We start from the raw sequence: 17,789 nt of genomic DNA, 5'->3' as shown, positions 1-17,789 counted from the left end.
TAAAATTTAAATGGCAGCGGGTATACACTTTTTGAGATCTGCGGAGTAACTTTGTGGAATTTTTGGACGTACCCCTAAAATTGCCATCAATTTGATGGGTTGGAAAGGTCTCCAAAAACACAAAAAAATTCTATTTTCCTTCAAATATCAATTACTGTGCCCAAAAATCCGAATATCAAGTCCGTTCTAATTATCGGTTCAGGTCCCATCATTATCGGTCAGGCTTGCGAGTTTGACTATTCAGGTTCACAAGCAGCGCGATCTTTGCGCGAAGAAGGAATTGAGGTTGTGTTGATCAACTCAAATCCTGCGACGATCATGACAGATCCTATCAGTGCTGATCATGTTTATCTGAAACCATTAGAGAAAAAGTATATCATCGAAATCCTTGAGAAACACAAGGAGCTGGGTAGGCCAATCGATGCTGTTCTTCCAACAATGGGTGGTCAAACGGCCCTTAATCTTGCTATTGACTGTGACAAAGCAGGTATCTGGAAAAAATATAATGTAGACATTATCGGGGTTGATATTAAAGCGATTGAAACCACCGAGGACAGAGAGAAATTTCGTCTGAAAATGATCGAATTGGGTGTGAACGTTTTGAAAGGACGTACAGCCCGCTCGTTTTTGGAAGGGAAAGAAATCGCTCAGGAGATAGGTTTTCCGCTGGTTATCCGCCCATCTTATACCCTCGGCGGTACGGGTGGAGGATTTGTTGAAAGAGAAGAAGATTTCGACAAAGCATTAAACAACGGTTTGCACGCATCCCCGGTTCACGAAGTGCTAGTTGAACAAAGCGCTATGGGCTGGAAGGAATACGAGCTTGAGCTTTTGCGTGACGCCAAAGGAAACTTCATCATCATCTGTTCTATCGAGAACTTCGATCCGATGGGAGTTCACACAGGAGATAGTATCACTGTTGCTCCTGCAATGACTTTGCCGGATACCCTGTATCAGCAAATGAGAGATTTGTCGATCAAAATGATGGACGGCATCGGCAAGTTTGCGGGTGGCTGTAACGTACAGTTCTCTGTTAATCCTGCTGACGATCAGATCATTGCGATTGAAATCAACCCACGCGTTTCTCGTTCTTCGGCTTTGGCTTCGAAAGCAACCGGATATCCAATTGCAAAAATCGCTGCTAAAATGGCGATCGGATATGATCTGGATGAGCTGATCAACCCGATTACAGGAAGCACTTCGGCTTTCTTCGAGCCGTCTATTGACTATGTAATCGTGAAAGTTCCGCGTTGGAACTTTGATAAATTTAAAGGAGCGGATCGCACTTTAGGACTTCAGATGAAGTCTGTAGGGGAAGCGATGGGTATTGGACGTAACTTCCAGGAAGCACTTCAAAAAGCATGTCAGTCTCTTGAAATTCGACGTAACGGATTGGGAGCTGATGGCCGTGAGCTTCGCGATCAGGAAGCGATCAAACATAGCCTTGCGCATCCGAGCTGGGATCGTCTGTTCCATATATATGACGCATTCAAAATTGGATTGTCGTTCAAAACCATCCAGAATCTTACAAAAATCGATTCCTGGTTCCTGCGCCAGATTGAAGAACTGATCGAACTTGAACATCAGATCGAGAAATTTGATTTGGAAGATTTGCCAAAGGAATTACTTCTGACTGCCAAGCAGAAAGGATATGCTGATCGCCAGATCGCACATCTGATCAATACAAAAGAGAGCAAGGTTTACGAAAAGCGTAAGGAAATGGGCATCAAGCGTGTCTATAAATGCGTGGATACTTGTGCAGCCGAATTTGAGGCCAAAACCCCTTACTACTATTCTACTTTCAACTCTTCTCAGGAAACCCCTGATAATGAGTCGATTGTATCTGACCGTAAGAAAGTTGTTGTTCTAGGATCTGGACCAAACCGTATCGGTCAGGGAATCGAGTTTGACTACTCTTGTGTACACGGGGTATTGGCGGCAAAAGAAGCTGGTTATGAAACAATTATGATCAACTGTAACCCTGAAACGGTTTCAACTGATCCTGATATTTCAGATAAACTATACTTCGAGCCCGTTTTCTGGGAGCACGTGTTTGATATCATTGAACACGAAAAACCTGAAGGGGTAATCGTTCAGCTCGGAGGTCAGACTGCCCTTAAAATGGCAGAGAAACTTGACAAATACGGCATCAAAATCATCGGAACCAGCTATTTGTCACTTGACTGGGCAGAAGATCGCGGACGTTTCTCCTCTCTTCTTGAAGAATTGGATATCCCTTTCCCGAAATTCGCGACAGTTCGTACTTCCGACGCTGCCGTAGAAGTTTCGCGTGATCTTGGTTTCCCGCTTCTGGTTCGTCCAAGCTACGTTTTGGGTGGACAGAACATGAAAATTGTGATTAACGAGAAAGAGCTGGAACAACATGTTGTGAAAATCCTTCATGATATACCAGACAATAATATACTTCTGGATCACTTCCTGGAAGGAGCTTTGGAAGCAGAAGCAGATGCAATCTGCGATGGCGAAGATTCTTACATCATTGGTGTAATGGAGCATATCGAGCCAGCTGGTATTCACTCGGGAGATTCTCACGCAGCACTTCCTCACTTTGACCTGACAGACGATGAGGTACGCCAGATCGAAGAGCATACCAAGAAAATCGCAAAAGCGATGAGCGTAAAAGGATTGATTAACGTTCAGTTTGCGGTTAAAAATGGAGTTGTGTATGTGATCGAGGCAAACCCAAGGGCCTCCCGTACTGTTCCGTTCATCTGTAAAGCATACCAGGAACCATATGTAAACTACGCAACCAAGTTGATGTTGGGCGTCAACAAGGTTTCAGACTTCACATTCAATCCGGTGAAAAAAGGATGGGCGATCAAAATTCCAGTCTTCTCGTTCAATAAATTCCCGAATGTAAATAAGGAGTTGGGACCAGAAATGAAGTCGACAGGTGAAGCTATTTACTTTATCGATGACCTTCAGGACGAGTTTTTCCAGAAAATATACGGCGAAAGAAATCTTTATCTGAGCCGATAAAATACAAGTCCTTTAATATTATAAAAGCAGCCCGAAAGGCTGCTTTTATTTTGGGCGTTGATTTATGAAATTTCCTTAGGGCTATTTATTTATCCGTGCTATATCCCTGGTTTTTCTGTTTTTCCAATAACCTTGCTAATTCTTTAACTATTTCAGGATAGTCTGAGTATAGGTTCTTACTTTCAACAGGATCTTTTTCCAGATCATATAGCTGACCCGTTGGCTCAATATCCTCACCCTTTGCAGACCAGCCACCGCTCCCTTTTCCATCGATAAATTTCCATTTGCCCTTTCGGATCGCAAACATGCCTTCGATTGAGTGGTGAATGGTACTTTCACGAACAGGTCTCTTTTCACTGGCATCTTTTAATAGCGTGTAAAAGCTAAAGCTATCCTGCCCTGCATCTGTTGGTATTTTCTGTTCCGTGATTGCTGCAACAGTCGCCATAAGGTCTGTCAGGCATATTGTCTGCGTCGATATACTTCCTTTCTTCACCACTTTCGGCCACCTGGCGATAAATGGAACATGATGCCCTCCTTCCCATATATCCGACTTTTCACCCCGGAAAATATAGTTGGCCTGATGCGCCGGAAACAATATTTTGTCGCCCGGCTTCCAGTCCGCTCCATTGTCAGAGGTAAAAATAACGAGGGTGTTGTCTGACAGCCCCAAACTATCCAAAGTCTTAATGACCCTGCCGACAACCGCATCCGTCTGCATCACGAAATCACCATATATACCTGCTTTTGACTTCCCTTTAAACTCGTCCGAAGGTAGCCACGGTGTATGCGGACTGGATAGAGGCAAATACAAGAAAAATGGCTTATCAGTTTTGCTTTTCTCTATCAGAAAAGCCTGAGCCTGTTGGCCGAAATTCTGAAGTGTATGGTCAATATCAAAACTTTTAGAAGCTTGACCTGTGCGATAGAAAACCCCTCTTGGCTCTTTCACTCCTTGTAATTCAAAGAGGTTATCGTCGACCGGTTTTCCATTTCGAAGGTATATATAGGGCGCTATATCCAGTGACGCCGGAATTATATAGCTGAAATCAAAACCCAGATCGTTAGGTCCTTTTGTGACGCCCTCCGCGATGTTCAGATTTTCTGTCACCTCCCAATTGTTATAAACCTCGGGGTCAATATTTTTTGAAGCATCTTGCTTCACCCAATCCAATCCGAGGTGCCACTTCCCTATCACAGCGGTCTGATAGCCAGCAGATTTCAACAAATCGGCGACCGTAAATCGGCTATCTTCAACTAAAGCAGGTGAATATCCTCCCAAAACTCCCTTTTTTAAACGCGAACGAAAGGCATATCGTCCTGTAATAATCCCATATCGTGTCGGCGTACAGACCGCAGAACCGGAATGAGCATCCGTAAATACCATTCCCTCTCCTGCCAGTTTATCCAGATTTGGCGTCTGCAGTTGTGCCTTTGGATTGAGATATTTAACATCTCCATATCCCATATCATCCGCCAGGATATAAATAATGTTAGGTCTGTTAGTCGCTCGTTGATCCTCGTTTTCAGCACGTTGCGACTTGAAACCAAAAATGGTAACTGCTGCAAAACCGGCGGATATAATGCAAAGGGTAAGTTTGATATGGATTCGGAACATGTTCTGGACGTTTACAAAATTTTAGGCAGATGGATGGCTCTGATTTTTAAAGAACTATCCGTCTATTTTTTATCTATTCGGTCAACAAAAGCCTTTGCTGCACGGGAGTCATAATCCAGCATACCTGGCTCTGTTTTGATCAAAGTTTTTATAATGTCCAACGCCGACAGCGCATCTTTTCCAATATTGTCAAGCGCATTAATCGCCTGGACGCGTGCAGCTGAGTTCGTAACGCTCAGATTTTCAATCAATTTCTTAACTGCCACCTGCTTTTCACCAATATAATAAAGTGCTTCCGCGGCAGCTATCCGAACCGCCGGTTCAGTATCATTTAGTGCAGTTGTCAAAGCCTTTTCCCCCTCGCCTGCCTTTAAAATCTGTAAACCTGTTGCCGCCCAATATCTTACCACCGCATCCTGGCTGGCGAGCCTTTTGATCAAATCTTTGGTATATGCTGGATTTCGAGACGACGCTAAATCAGCGGTTTCATATATCTCCTGGAAATGATAATCTTTCGTCTGCGCGTAGGCTCTCAAAGGTATTTTGGCTGAAATTTCTGATAAAATAGCCTCCGGAATAAAACCAACATCTACCGATTTAGCGATCCAGTCTTTGTTGGCTTTTCTTAATCTCGCCAGCTCGGCGGCGTACTTCGGATCGGTCGCCAGGTTATGGATGTTATATGGATCTGCATTAATATTAAACAGCTCTTCTGCCGGTTTCTCCCGCCAAAAAGCGGATTGTGTGTCGTTCAGCTTACCAGATTTATACGCATTTTCCCATGAAGGAACCGAAGGTGCCCGCCAGAGGTATTCGAGATATTGCCCGTATATTTTGTGCGGCAGATAGTTTCTGATATACCTGAATTTCTTGTCCCGCACTGACCGCGACATATCAATTCGCTCGTCCATACGGCCGCGAAATCCAAATACATACTGATTTTCGGGCTTTTGCTGCGAGCCCAAAAAGGCTCTACCCTGCATATAATCTGGTACTTTCAGACCAACCATACTTAAAATAGTTGGTGCGAAATCTAAAAACGTGACCAATCTGTCTGTTCTTGAACCAGGTTTGAGGGTGGATAAATGCTCATATTTTTTAGGTAAATGAACGATTAACGGCACATGAAGCCCTGATTCGTACATAAATCTTTTGCTTCGAGCCAATACTCCGCCATTGTCGCTGTAATAGAATACGATGGTATTTTCAGCTAAACCTTCGGCTTTCAACTCTGCGAGTAACGCTGCAAACTGTCCGTCCATATCCTGTACCTTATCATAATATTGTGCCCAATCATGGCGCATTTCAGGGGTATCCGGATGATATGGAGGCAAGGTAACATTTGCAGGATCGTGTTTTAATGTCTTAACCGGCTCAAACAGAGAGCTTTCATGCGTCACATTTAAGTTGAAAACTGCGAAGAAGGGCTGGCCGGCTTTGCGATTTTTATAAGTGGCCTTGTTGCTCGACTCATCCCACGTTTCAAGCTGATCCACTGTATTGTAATCCTTTTTCGAATTGTTGGCTGTGTAGTAACCAGCTTCACGTAAGTACCTGGGAAAGAACTTAATATAATCAGGAACAGGATATGTACTGCGCATATGCTCAGTACCCATTGATGGAGGATACATCCCTGTAATCAGCGTATGACGGGAAGGTGCGCAGACGGGTGCTGTTGAAAAAGCATTTTCATATAAAATACCCTGTGCAGCAAATGAGTCCAAATTTGGGGTGGTGGCAAATTTATCTCCGTAACAGCCGAGCATAGGTATATTATCCTCGCTCACAATCCACAAAATATTGGGTTTGTCCTGACCAAAAACCTGAAAGCCAAATATTACCAAGGCAAAAAGCAGAAATATTTTTTTCATAAATAGCACTCCTTTAAGATTTAATTTATTGACTAATTAGCCCCCCAAATATTTAAAATATAAGACAAATATTTGCTAAAATTTTAATAAGTTTTGATGGAAATTTTAATTGACAAAATAGATAATTGTGCGCTATATTCAAAGTAAAAAAATGTACCTATTCGTAGTCTACCACTTCAATTTCAAATTGGCAATACCTATACAATCCTCTTCGCAGGTCCGCATTTTGGATACAACAAAAAGTATTTTGGATACTTTTTCTCCCCGCCCATTTCCGACCTTTGTTCTGTAAAAAATTAAAAACTGAAAAATGAGTAACATAAAGAAAATTAAACTGGGAAGACAGGGACTGGAAGTGCCAGCGATTGGGCTTGGATGTATGGGTATGACTCAAATCGCCGGAGCAGACATATATGGTCGGGCGAACGAAGCCGAGTCTATCGCAACCATCCACCGTTCGCTGGAATTGGGTGGAAACTTTTTGGATACTGCCGATTTATACGGACCGCTGCACAACGAAAGATTAATTGCAAAAGCAATCAAGGGCAACAGGGACCAGTATGCAATCGCCACAAAATTCGGGTTTGAAATAGATGACAATGAGCAACTTACATGGAAAATTAACGGACAAAAAGAGTATGTCAAAAAAGCCGTTGAACGCTCTTTAAAAAACCTGGGTACCGATTATATTGACTTATATTACCTCCACAGATTGGATCCGAGCACACCAATTGAAGAGACCGTGGGTGCGATGGGTGAGTTAGTAAAAGAAGGAAAGGTGGGGTATATCGGATTATCGGAAGTGTCATCTGAAACCATTCGCCGAGCGCATGCTGTGCATCCTTTGACGGCTGTTCAGACAGAATATTCCTTGTTTGAAAGAAGCGTGGAAGAGGCTGGAATATTGGATACCATGAAAGAATTGGGTATCGGATTCGTAGCATATTCACCTTTGGGAAGAGGATTTCTGAATGGAGAACTTAAATCACCAGATGATTTCCCAGCCGACGATTTTAGAAGAAGTATTCCTAAATTTCAGGGAGAACAATTTTATAAAAATATAGAATTGGTTAATGAAATTAACCAAATAGCAATTGAGAAAGATATAACCATATCTCAATTAGCTTTGGCATGGATAATTTCAAAAGGAATATTACCAATTCCTGGAACAGGAAGAATAAAATATGTAGAGCAAAATATATCCGCTACTGAAATTATTTTATCTGCCGATGAATTGGAAAGACTGGAATCGATTGTGCCATTAGGCACGATAACAGGCGACCGATACGATCCGGGTATTATGGCAACGATCGACCAATAGATATTGAAACAAAGGAGGTTGCCGGGAACGACGACCTCCTTTGATTTTGTTAAACTTCTCGAGATGAAAAAAGATCAGCAACTACCCTATTTCGTTAATGCCGTTTCCGAACAGCATCGGATCCTTTCTTTGCCAAAACCTCAACATCCGTTGGTGAGCGTATTCAATTTTGAGGATGTGCGTTACAACACGGATCCGCAATTTTCGAGAATCATGTTCAACCTGTATTGCATCGCAATCAAAAAGGGCTGCTCGAGCAAAGTCAGATATGGTCAGCATTATTATGATTTTGACGAGGGCGTCATGTCTTTTTTATCACCGAATCAGTTTTTGGCTGATATCAGTTTGGATAGCCCACCTTCGGGTTGGTGTCTGGTATTCCATCCCGATTTTATTCAAAATTATCCATTAGGAAAGGCCATCAAAAACTATGGTTTCTTTTCGTACGCAGCCAACGAAGCATTGCATCTTTCTGAAAAAGAGGAAAATATGGTCACGTCTATCATGAAGAATATTGAGCAGGAATATCGTTCATCCATAGACACTTACAGCCAGGATGTCATCGTCTCTCATATTGATCTGCTTCTTAATTATTCAAATCGGTTTTACAATCGCCAGTTTATTACCCGGCGAAATGCCAACAACGATTTGGTTACAAATCTCGAAAATATACTATCCGAGTATTTCAATGGCGAAGAAGTTCGAGAACATGGACTACCGTCCGTTCAGTATATATCAGGTCGGCTTAATGTTTCGGCGAACTATCTGAGTGATATGCTTCGGAATCTGACTGGGCAGAATACGCAACAACATATCCATAACAAGCTGATCGACAAAGCAAAAGAGATTTTGGCTACTACCAATTTGTCTGTCGGCGAAATTGCATATCAGCTTGGGTTTGAATATCCGCAGTCTTTTAGCAAACTTTTCAAGAGCAAAACCAACCTGTCGCCTCTGGAATTCCGGCATTCATTTAATTGATTTTCAGAAAAAAAATCCCGCCTGATCGAGCAAGCGGGATTTTAAAATAACCCTATCAAACTAGTTTTTAAGCTTTACCTCAATGACGCTTGTTGTAAACCACTATAGTCAATCACTACTTTGTGGATTTTCCCAGTGAACGCATATGGAACCTTATACGAGTCTGCAACAGGCGTCAGGTCGTCGAACCCGACGTTCACACCCTCATGGAGGTAAACAGCACCAGTTGTTTTTTCCAGTTTTGACTCCCCAATTTTAATGTTATTGGCAAAAAGGCTTACCAAACCGGTGCCATTTTGCTGATATGCCACGTCTGCGCGCAACTGAACCTTCCCTGATGGCAAGGTTGCCCTGTCGGAAGAAATCACATATTTCGTCCCGTCGCCTACAGCATATACAAGATTCAGTTTGTGATTTTGGACAAAGAAGCTAAGTCCGCCTTCGAAACCACCCCGTGAAAGCACTACCCCTTCGGTTTGCACTCCATCCAATTCGACATCCGCGATCAGACTGAAAGATCTTTTCACAGCAAACGGACCACCTACGTCCACAATAGTCGACTGGCCCGGATACAATACCACCCGGTCAATATCCTTATAGGCAGTTGGCAATACGAATGGCTCCGTTCCGTCCTTCAATGGAAATACATTGTATTTCGTTGCTTCGCTGTCAAACAATGCTTTCAGTTCCTTCAATTTATCGGGATTCTGAGCTGCGAGATCTGTTATCTCATTGAATTCGGATTTCAGATTGTACAACTCCCATTTATCTTCGCTAAACTGCTGACCTTTAACATGTAAAGAGCCGGCTTTCCAGCCATCCTTATATATCGACCGCGATCCCCTGATCTCATAATATTGAACCAAATGGCGATCTTTTGCCGCCGCGTCGTTCAAGCTGTATGCAAGACTGGTTCCTTCAATCGGATCCTGCTTATACCCATTAATCGACTCCGGTACTTTTGCACCGATCAGCTCCAAAGTAGTTGGCAAAATATCAACTATATGGCTGTATTGGTTGCGAACTCCACCCTTCTCCTTGATACCTTTCGGATAAAAAACGATGAGCGGATTGTGCGTTCCACCTTCTGAATTAGCATCCTGTTTCCAGTGACGGAAAGGAACATTCGTTGCAGCTGACCAGCCGAGCGGGTAATTCACTTTTGAGAATTCAGTCCCGATCAGGTCTATATTTTCAATATTCTTTTTCAACCGTTCTTCCTCGGTTATGCCCGCCCCGTAGTTGTTCACCGTCCCCACGAAAGTTCCTTCCTTGCTGGCACCATTGTCGCCCACCGAAACGAATATCAGAGTATTGTCCAGCTGACCGGATTCTTTCAAATGGTCAATCACCCGACCGATCTCATAATCAGTATATTCCAGAAATCCTGCATAGGTTTCCATGAAACGGGCATATAGCTTTTTCTCGTCAGCGGAAAGCGAAGCCCATTCCTTTACCCCAGGATTTCTCGGAGGCAAAGCGGTATTTTTTGGAACAACACCCAATTTGATCTGATTAGCTAAAACCTTCTCGCGATATGCATCCCAACCCTCGTCAAACTTTCCTTTGTATTTTGCAGACCACTCTGGCGCTACCTGATGCGGTGCGTGACCAGCTCCGGTTGCGATATACAAAAAGAAAGGTTTATCGGGATTACCAGACTTTTGTCCCGATACATAACTGATCGCACGATCGGCGATCTTATTGTTGAAATGCTCTCCATCCTGCTCATCCTTCACGCGCTGAATTCCTTCCCAAAGTTCGGGATGCCACTGGTCTATACTTCCTCTTGACGGAAATCCATAAAATTGTTCAAATCCACGTCCCGTTGGCCATCTGTTAAATGGTCCGGCAGGTGTCAGGTCTGCGAGTGGCGTGATATGCCATTTCCCGAGTGCAAAAGTATTGTAGCCATTTTCTTTCAAAATCTCGGCCACAGTTCCTTTTTCAAAAGGAATTTGGGCATCATATCCTGGAGTACCAATGGCAGTTTCAGGAAACAAACCCATGTGGGCGGAGTGCGAATTTCGGCCGGTCAGGAATGCTGCACGAGTAGGTGCGCATATAGCTGTGGTGTGAAAATTGGTATATCTCAAACCATTATTGGCCAGATTTTCAAGTGTCGGAGTGTTGATTAAACCACCGAAAGCACTGATCGCTCCATATCCAATATCGTCTAACAGAATCCAAACCACATTAGGCGCTCCTTTGGGGGCTGTCTTTTTTTCGGGCCATGCTTCCTGCGTTTCTTTGACCGTTTTACCGATTTTACCTTTATAGGCTTGCGTCGGAGTATATTGAGCTTCTGCACCCAAACTTGTTCCCAGCCAGGCGAGTGCCGCAAAAGCGAGAGGTTTTACCGGAAAAGTTAAATTTTTCATCATTAACTTATTTAAATTTTAATAGCCAGATATTGTACTCCAGTTTGTTTGTAAACCGATCAAAAATTTATTTATGTGTTTGATTATAAATCGGTTATAATTCACTTAACCATTAAGAAGTTAAGAACATTAAGGTTTTGATGACCTAAACTTCTTAATGGTTCAAATCAAATTGCGCACAGTACTTAATTAATTTCTACTTCCAGTCTGGATTCTGAACCAGTAAGTTGTTGTTGTCAATTTCAGATTGCGGTAACGGAAAAAAGCGATGCTTTTCTGCTGCGTTTGTTTTACCCACCAATTGAAGGTTCGCTACGAAGGTCGATTTTCCAGCTGCGTCGCGTTGCCGGATCAGGTCAAACCATCTCTGGTATTCGTAGGTAAGCTCCAAACGGCGATCTAGATATACTGCCTCTCTGAACTGATCTTTGGTCAATCCAGCTTCCAGTGCAGGCAAACCAGCTCTCAGTCGCACCCTGTTTAATGATTTATATGCTTTTTCAGTAGGACCGTTTGCTTCATTTTCAGCCTCAGCATGAATAAGCAACAGTTCCGCATAGCGAATAATCGAAACGTTGGCCGCCGATTGGCTGGTTACCGCAGTTGTAGCCGGGTCCCACCATTTATGCCAGAACGGAGTCGAATCTCCCGGAACAGCTGTATTGGCAATTGGCAAACCATATTTGCGACCGTTTGTAGGACTTGTGAAGTTTCTTACAAAAGTGACATCACGACGCTTGTCGCCTGCACTGTACAACTTATAGACACTGAAAAACTTATCGTCACCTTTGGTATAAAACCGAACCATATGCGCGTAGTTTCCGCTAAGCCCCGGTACCCCCGAAAGTATTGCACGAGGGTTTTCGTTGTTTCCCTGGTTCAATGAATTGGCCTTAAACTGAGCCGAGAAGATATGCTCCTTATTGTTCTTGTTTGCTGGTAAAAAGACCTGCGCATAATCGGCATTCAGATCATAACCGTAGTTGCCGGTTCCTCCGTCAATTGAAGAAAGTACCTCTTCCGCTTTGGCAACTGCCTTTTGATATTGTGCATCAATACGTAACGGCAGAGAAGCCTGCGTCAGATATACCTTCGCCAAAAGTGCCTTCGCGGCTCCTGAAGTCGCCCTTCCAACGTCTGGTGACGCATAGGTTGCAGGCAAAATGGCCGCTGCTTCGTTCAAATCCTTTTCGATTTGCGTATAAATTTCCGCTTGTGTTGATTTAGCAATGGCATATGACTGTGCATCCACAAACTTCTGATATTCAAGAATTAACGGCACTTCTCCGTATAAACGAACCAGATTGAAATAATACAACGCTCTCAAAAACTTGGTTTCGCCCAACAAACGTTGTTTCAAGGCGTCGTCAAATTGAATGTCCGGAAGCTTTTCAAGCGCCACGTTGGCTTTTTTAATCGCCGCGTAATGCTGTTGCCAAATTTCATAAATCCGCAAGTTGGTCGACGAGTGCGCTAAAACCGCCAGTGAACGAACGTCTGGGTTGGTGGCTCCAGGCCCCGGATCTTCGTCGTCGCCAGCCATATTCATACCAGTGTTGAACAAAGTATTGTACGGAGTTTGAATACTTGATCCCCCTGAATTAAGGAAGAAATACACCGCATTCACCGCGTTAATTGCATCGGTTTGCGTTTTGTAATACTGATCTTCTGAAAGAAATGATTCCGGTTTTTCGGTCAGAAAATCATCGCACGAGCCTAGTCCCGCCGTCAGGCCAAGCAACAATAGGTATTTGAAACTTTTCATCTGTCTTATTTTTGAAGCGGAACCGGTTAAGTTCCATGGTAATAATCTCATGATACTGTTCGGTTAGAAACTGAGCGAAAGCCCTGCTTGTAATGATTTGTTATTTGGATAGACTCCCTGATCTACACCTTTATTAATCAAAGACTGACCGTTCAAACTTACCTCAGGATCGTAGCCTGTGTAGTTGGTCCAAGTGATCAGGTTTTGCGCAGAAACATATACCCGCAATTGATCGATTTTGATTTTGGACAATAATGACTTTGGCAGTGCATATCCAAAAGAAAGGTTTTTCAACCGACCATAAGTTGCACTCTCTATGAAGCGGTCAGAAATAGTGATCGCAGGGTCCTGGTAAGCAGCTTTTACCTGAGTATCCGTATGAGTTGGAGTCCAGCGGTCAAGTGCTTCCCTGGAGGCGTTGGTATATCCAGTGTTCAATTCAAGATTCGCTCTGTTGGCATTGTATAGTTTACCTCCGATAGATGCCTGCAGGAATACCGTCAAATCAAATCCTTTATAGCTGAAAGTGTTTGTTAAACCAGTCGTGAACGCAGGTTGATTTTTGATCACCACGCGGTCACCGGCTTGCGTGATCACGCCGTCGCCGTTAATATCCTTGTACTTCTGACCACCCGGACTTTTGTTTGCCTGCGGGGTAAGAGGAGCTTCCCCGCTCTGGATAATGCCGTCTGTCTGATAGACGATGAAAGATCCCAGGGGATACCCAACTTTTGCAATGGATGGAGCTGATATGGAAGGAATGATCTGCGAAACGCCTTCTCCCAAATCAAGGATTTTGTTGGTGTTTTTAGCAATGATAAAAGTAGTATTCCACTTAAAACCGCCAGTCAGGTTTTGCGAGTTTATGTATAATTCAACTCCCTGGTTCGACACTGCGCCAATATTCTGGTATATCGTAGAAGCCTGTCCATTATAGAAATCCGATAAACCGGAAGTACCTGGAACTGTGCGGGTGAGCAACAGATCTGTGGTTTTTTTGTAATAATAATCCGCAACAATACTGATCCTGTTTTTGAACAAACCGATATCAATACCAGCATTAACCTGAAAGGTTTTTTCCCAGCCTAAGTTAGGATTCGGAACCGAGTTCGGCGCGTATCCTGAGACAGAGGTATTGGAGAAGTTATAGCGGTAATATGCCAGCTGCGATAAGGATTGATATGGTGGAATACTCTGATTACCAGTCGACCCTGCGCTTATTCTCAATTTAAACAAACTGATTTTTTTGAACTGCTGAAAGAATTTTTCATTGCTCAAATTCCAGCCGACAGCAGCTGATGGGAAGTAACCCCATTTGTTACCTGCTCCAAAGCGAGACGATCCATCTGCACGAAGTGTAAAAGTGAAAAGATAACGATCATCAAAAACATAGTTAATGCGACCCAAATAGGAAGCCAGAGACCATTCGCTGGCATTAGAACGGGGCGCTACGCTTGTGATACCAGTTCCAAGGTTATTATATTCAAAGGCGTCAGTTGCAAAACCTGCAGCTTCTGCAATGGTATATTTTGAAATGGAATGTTGTGCTGTAAAACCAACGATTGCGTTAATGCGGTTTTTTTCATTCAATTCTTTGTCATAACTCAAAGTGTTCTCGTTCAGCCAGTTGGTAGTAAATACCGAACCTACGATTGCATTTCCACTCAAAGCCTGCCCTTCTGCTGTGGTACTTGGCAAATATCTGTTTTGCTTGTTACCGACTATGTCAGCACCCACCAGAATCTTCGCTTTCAAACCTTCCAGAATGGTATATTCTCCATATGCATTTCCCAAAAAGCGGTTGGTGATCGACTCATTCAACTGGTTATATAGCGAGTTGATCGGGTTTTGCAAAGCTGACTCAAACGGGCTATTGATCACATAAGTACCATTATCCTGATAAATCGGCAAAGAAGGAGGCGTGAGCAATAGGTTACCAACGATAGCGGCAGGGGCAACATTTGCTTTCGTATTGCTGGCGTTGATACTGGTAAAAATCCGGAAACGATTGCTGTAATTATGGTCCAGATTAATGCGGGCAGCATATCTTCTGAAGTCAGTATTTTGCAATATACCGTTCTGTTTGAAGTAATTACCTGAAATCGCAAGACGCGTTTTGTCTGATCCCGAAAGAATGGAGATATTGTGACTTTGGAGCGACGCTTTTCTGAAAGCTACTGCCTGCCAATCCGTTCCAACGCCGGTGGTATCAAGAGAATAACCTTGTACTGACGGAATGGATACCGTTTTTCCAGAGTTCTTAGCAGCATCTTTTCTCAAATCCCACCACTCGGCGGCGTTCAGTAGTGGCAAAGTTCTGATCACCTCCTGGCTACCGTAATACGCGTCGTAGTTTATTGAAGATTTATTTTTCGAACCACTTTTTGTTGTGATAATTACAACTCCGTTCGCGCCACGCGAGCCATATATAGCCGTTGCCGAAGCATCTTTTAAGATGTCAATATTCTCAATATCAGCAGTATTGATGGAAGACAACGGGTTGATCTGTGAACCGTTGGTTACTCCGGCATCGGATACGCTGTAATCATTATTGATCGGAAAGCCGTCCACTACATACAACGGATCACTTCCTGCCGTAATGGAATTATTTCCGCGAATCTGCACGCTGACACCACCACCTGGCTGACCCGAAGTTTGTGTCACAACCGCACCTGCAACAGACCCCTGAAGCAAACGCTCGACAGAAGCGACCGGTTGGCTCTTAATTTCAGTTGGAACTGAGGCCACCGATCCTGTAATATCCTTCCTTTTTTGCTCTCCATAACCTATCACGACTACTTCGTCCAGCAAGTTGGAAGTTTTCAAAACGATCTCAATTTTCTCAGCGCTCAGTTCATAAATATCGATTTCCTGCTGTTGAAAACCAGTAATATTGATCTGCAGAGTGAACGGATATTCCTTGGCTGCCGGGATCGAGAAATTTCCATCGAGATCCGTAAGAGCATACTTACTACTTCCCTTCTCTACCACCGTCGCGCCAGGCAAACCCTGTCCGCTTTCATCCCTAACCACTCCTTTAATCACGTCTTGGGCCTCAGCCGTCGTGTATGCAAGGAGCAACACACCTAATAACCATATCAGGTAAAATTTCTTTCTGACCATTCTAATTTGATGTTAAATAAATATTCCGATTTAATCTGGGCCGAGCGTGTGCCTACCCGAGTAACGATTTACATTATACGCAATATGACACTACGGGTTGAAACTTGCTTCAAACCCTTTTCCTTTTCCAATCACTTTCCAGTCTGCTACGCCTACTTTTTTAGCCCAATCGCTGTACAGTTTTTCGAGAGAAGCTGCTATTTCGGGATTCGCCGATATTACATTCTGGGTTTCACCGCGGTCGGTTGCTATGTTATACAGCTCCCAGGCGTCGCTGCGAACAGATACCAACTTCCAGTCGCCTTGCCGAACCGCCTTATTTCCAGCCCTTTCCCAAAAAATCGGTTGCGAACGCTTCCATTCCTTTTTGCACAACAAAGGCACCAGGCTCTCACCTGCCAGCGGATGAATGTTCTGACCGGCATAATTTTGAGGATATTTGGCTCCGGCAACTTCGAACAAAGTGGGAGCGATATCAATTAAATGCGCACCACCGTCAACCAACTGCCCCGCTTCAATCCTGCCTGGAAAAGCCGCAATAAACGGACTGCTGATACCACCTTCATATTGAAAACCTTTAAAAGATTTATGTGGCGTGTTTGAAGCATATGCCCAGCTACGGGTGTAAGAATCATAAGATCCGGCCGTTCCTACAGGCCCCCAGTTTCTTGCCTGTCTTCCTCCAAAACCGTGCGCCACATCTTCACCCGCTGCACCATTGTCTGAGATAAAAACAACCAAAGTATTATCCAGCTGATTACTCTCACGGAGATATTCCAGCACCCGTCCGATATTCTGATCGAGGTTGTCTACCTGAGCTGCATATACCTCCATTTTGCTTGCCCATAGTTTTTGCTCATCGTAAGTAAGGCTGTTCCACGCTGGGATGTTATTATTTTTGACACTGATCTTTTGATTTTCACCAACGATTTTAAGTTGCTTTTGCTTTTCAAATCGCAGCGTTCTCAACGAATCCCAGCCAATATCATATTTGCCTTTATACTTTTGTATATCCTGAGGAAGCGCCTGAAGCGGCCAGTGCGGCGAAGTATAGGCCAGATATAAGAAAAAAGGATTTTCTGTTTTCTGACTATCTTTCAAATATCCGATTGCATTTTTCGTAACCTCATCTGTAAAGTAAAAACTATCCTCATTCTCAGGCTCTTCGATATGGTTATCGCGAACGAAGAAGCTGCGTCTATTTTTAGGAAGTTGCTTTACAACAAAGTAGTCGCTTGCCCCGCCAATGATTCCATAAAAATGGTCGAAACCTCTTTTCAACGGCCACTGAGATAGGCTGTCATCGCCAACGTGCCATTTACCCGATAAAAGCGTGTTATATCCTGCGCCTTTCAGAACTTCGGCCAGTGTCACCGTTTGCTTGCTCAGAAATCCCTGATAATTAGGTGTTCCCAGATTGATATTGAAATATCCGATCCCCGAGGTATGCTGATATTGACCAGTGAGCAGGGAGCCTCTCGTTGGAGCGCATATGGCGTTGTTGTAAAACTGCCGGAAGCGGATTCCGCTGTTCGCCAATTTATCGAGATTCGGCGTCGAAATTTCCGAGCCGTAACTCCCTATATCCGAAAAACCAAGGTCGTCTGCCATGATTAAGAGGATGTTAGGCTTTTTGGTTGCCGTCTTACTGACTTTACTTTTTTGCGCAAATGCAGGTAACAGGAGTGAGGATACAAAAATGATCCCTAAGATATTCTTCATTTTGATA

Annotated in this window: 9 protein-coding genes; 3 read left to right on the top strand and 6 right to left on the bottom strand. The window is 43.6% G+C overall.

Features of this window, described 5'->3' with window-relative positions; genetic code table 11:
• Positions 1-156 precede the first annotated feature (156 nt).
• Positions 157-3,000: a carbamoyl-phosphate synthase large subunit gene (carB, locus tag AC1XUD_RS02030; protein WP_483359272.1), complete on the top strand. Its 2,844-nt coding sequence runs from the start codon at positions 157-159 to the stop codon at positions 2,998-3,000.
• 85 nt (positions 3,001-3,085) lie between these two features.
• Here carB and AC1XUD_RS02025 read toward each other — a convergent pair whose 3' ends face one another.
• Positions 3,086-4,618 (bottom strand): sulfatase family protein, encoded by a 1,533-nt coding sequence (locus tag AC1XUD_RS02025; RefSeq protein ID WP_483359271.1) that lies wholly within the window; start codon positions 4,616-4,618, stop codon positions 3,086-3,088.
• Positions 4,619-4,680: 62 nt separating this feature from the next.
• A complete protein-coding gene (locus AC1XUD_RS02020; protein ID WP_483359270.1) occupies positions 4,681-6,489 on the bottom strand; it encodes a sulfatase-like hydrolase/transferase in 1,809 nt (602 codons plus the stop codon).
• Between the two features lie 310 nt (positions 6,490-6,799).
• Between AC1XUD_RS02020 and AC1XUD_RS02015 the strand changes: the two genes are divergently transcribed.
• Together AC1XUD_RS02015 and AC1XUD_RS02010 are read left to right on the top strand one after the other, a co-directional pair.
• Positions 6,800-7,810 (top strand): aldo/keto reductase, encoded by a 1,011-nt coding sequence (locus tag AC1XUD_RS02015; protein ID WP_483359269.1) that lies wholly within the window; start codon positions 6,800-6,802, stop codon positions 7,808-7,810.
• Between the two features lie 63 nt (positions 7,811-7,873).
• The gene (locus tag AC1XUD_RS02010) at positions 7,874-8,791 is read left to right on the top strand and encodes a helix-turn-helix domain-containing protein (RefSeq protein WP_483359268.1); all 918 of its coding nucleotides are present in this window, start codon (positions 7,874-7,876) and stop codon (positions 8,789-8,791) included.
• Positions 8,792-8,865: 74 nt separating this feature from the next.
• Here the strand turns inward: AC1XUD_RS02010 and AC1XUD_RS02005 are convergent, their stop codons facing one another.
• The 4 genes from AC1XUD_RS02005 to AC1XUD_RS01990 form a co-directional block, all read right to left on the bottom strand.
• Positions 8,866-11,175 carry an arylsulfatase gene (locus AC1XUD_RS02005; RefSeq protein ID WP_483359267.1) on the bottom strand — a complete coding sequence of 770 codons (2,310 nt, stop codon included), beginning with the start codon at positions 11,173-11,175 and terminating at the stop codon, positions 8,866-8,868.
• 193 nt (positions 11,176-11,368) lie between these two features.
• Positions 11,369-12,937 (bottom strand): RagB/SusD family nutrient uptake outer membrane protein, encoded by a 1,569-nt coding sequence (locus tag AC1XUD_RS02000; RefSeq protein ID WP_483359266.1) that lies wholly within the window; start codon positions 12,935-12,937, stop codon positions 11,369-11,371.
• Between the two features lie 63 nt (positions 12,938-13,000).
• Positions 13,001-16,060, bottom strand: coding sequence for a SusC/RagA family TonB-linked outer membrane protein (locus AC1XUD_RS01995; protein WP_483359265.1), 3,060 nt, complete (start codon positions 16,058-16,060; stop codon positions 13,001-13,003).
• Positions 16,061-16,150: 90 nt separating this feature from the next.
• Positions 16,151-17,782, bottom strand: a complete 1,632-nt coding sequence (locus AC1XUD_RS01990) for an arylsulfatase (protein WP_483359264.1) — start codon at positions 17,780-17,782, stop codon at positions 16,151-16,153.
• Positions 17,783-17,789 lie beyond the last annotated feature (7 nt).

The sequence above is a fragment of the Dyadobacter sp. HNCC25DJ184 genome, assembly GCF_056895215.1.
Note: the sequence above shows the minus strand (reverse complement) of the source record. Positions and strands in the feature narration are given on the sequence as shown.

Coding starts and splice junctions, on each gene's coding strand:
- AC1XUD_RS02025 (WP_483359271.1), bottom strand. CDS start 4,618: ATGTTCCGAATCCATATCAAACTTACCCTTTGCATTATATCCGCCGGT.
- AC1XUD_RS02020 (WP_483359270.1), bottom strand. CDS start 6,489: ATGAAAAAAATATTTCTGCTTTTTGCCTTGGTAATATTTGGCTTTCAG.
- AC1XUD_RS02015 (WP_483359269.1), top strand. CDS start 6,800: ATGAGTAACATAAAGAAAATTAAACTGGGAAGACAGGGACTGGAAGTG.
- AC1XUD_RS02010 (WP_483359268.1), top strand. CDS start 7,874: ATGAAAAAAGATCAGCAACTACCCTATTTCGTTAATGCCGTTTCCGAA.
- AC1XUD_RS02005 (WP_483359267.1), bottom strand. CDS start 11,175: ATGATGAAAAATTTAACTTTTCCGGTAAAACCTCTCGCTTTTGCGGCA.
- AC1XUD_RS02000 (WP_483359266.1), bottom strand. CDS start 12,937: ATGAAAAGTTTCAAATACCTATTGTTGCTTGGCCTGACGGCGGGACTA.
- AC1XUD_RS01995 (WP_483359265.1), bottom strand. CDS start 16,060: ATGGTCAGAAAGAAATTTTACCTGATATGGTTATTAGGTGTGTTGCTC.
- AC1XUD_RS01990 (WP_483359264.1), bottom strand. CDS start 17,782: ATGAAGAATATCTTAGGGATCATTTTTGTATCCTCACTCCTGTTACCT.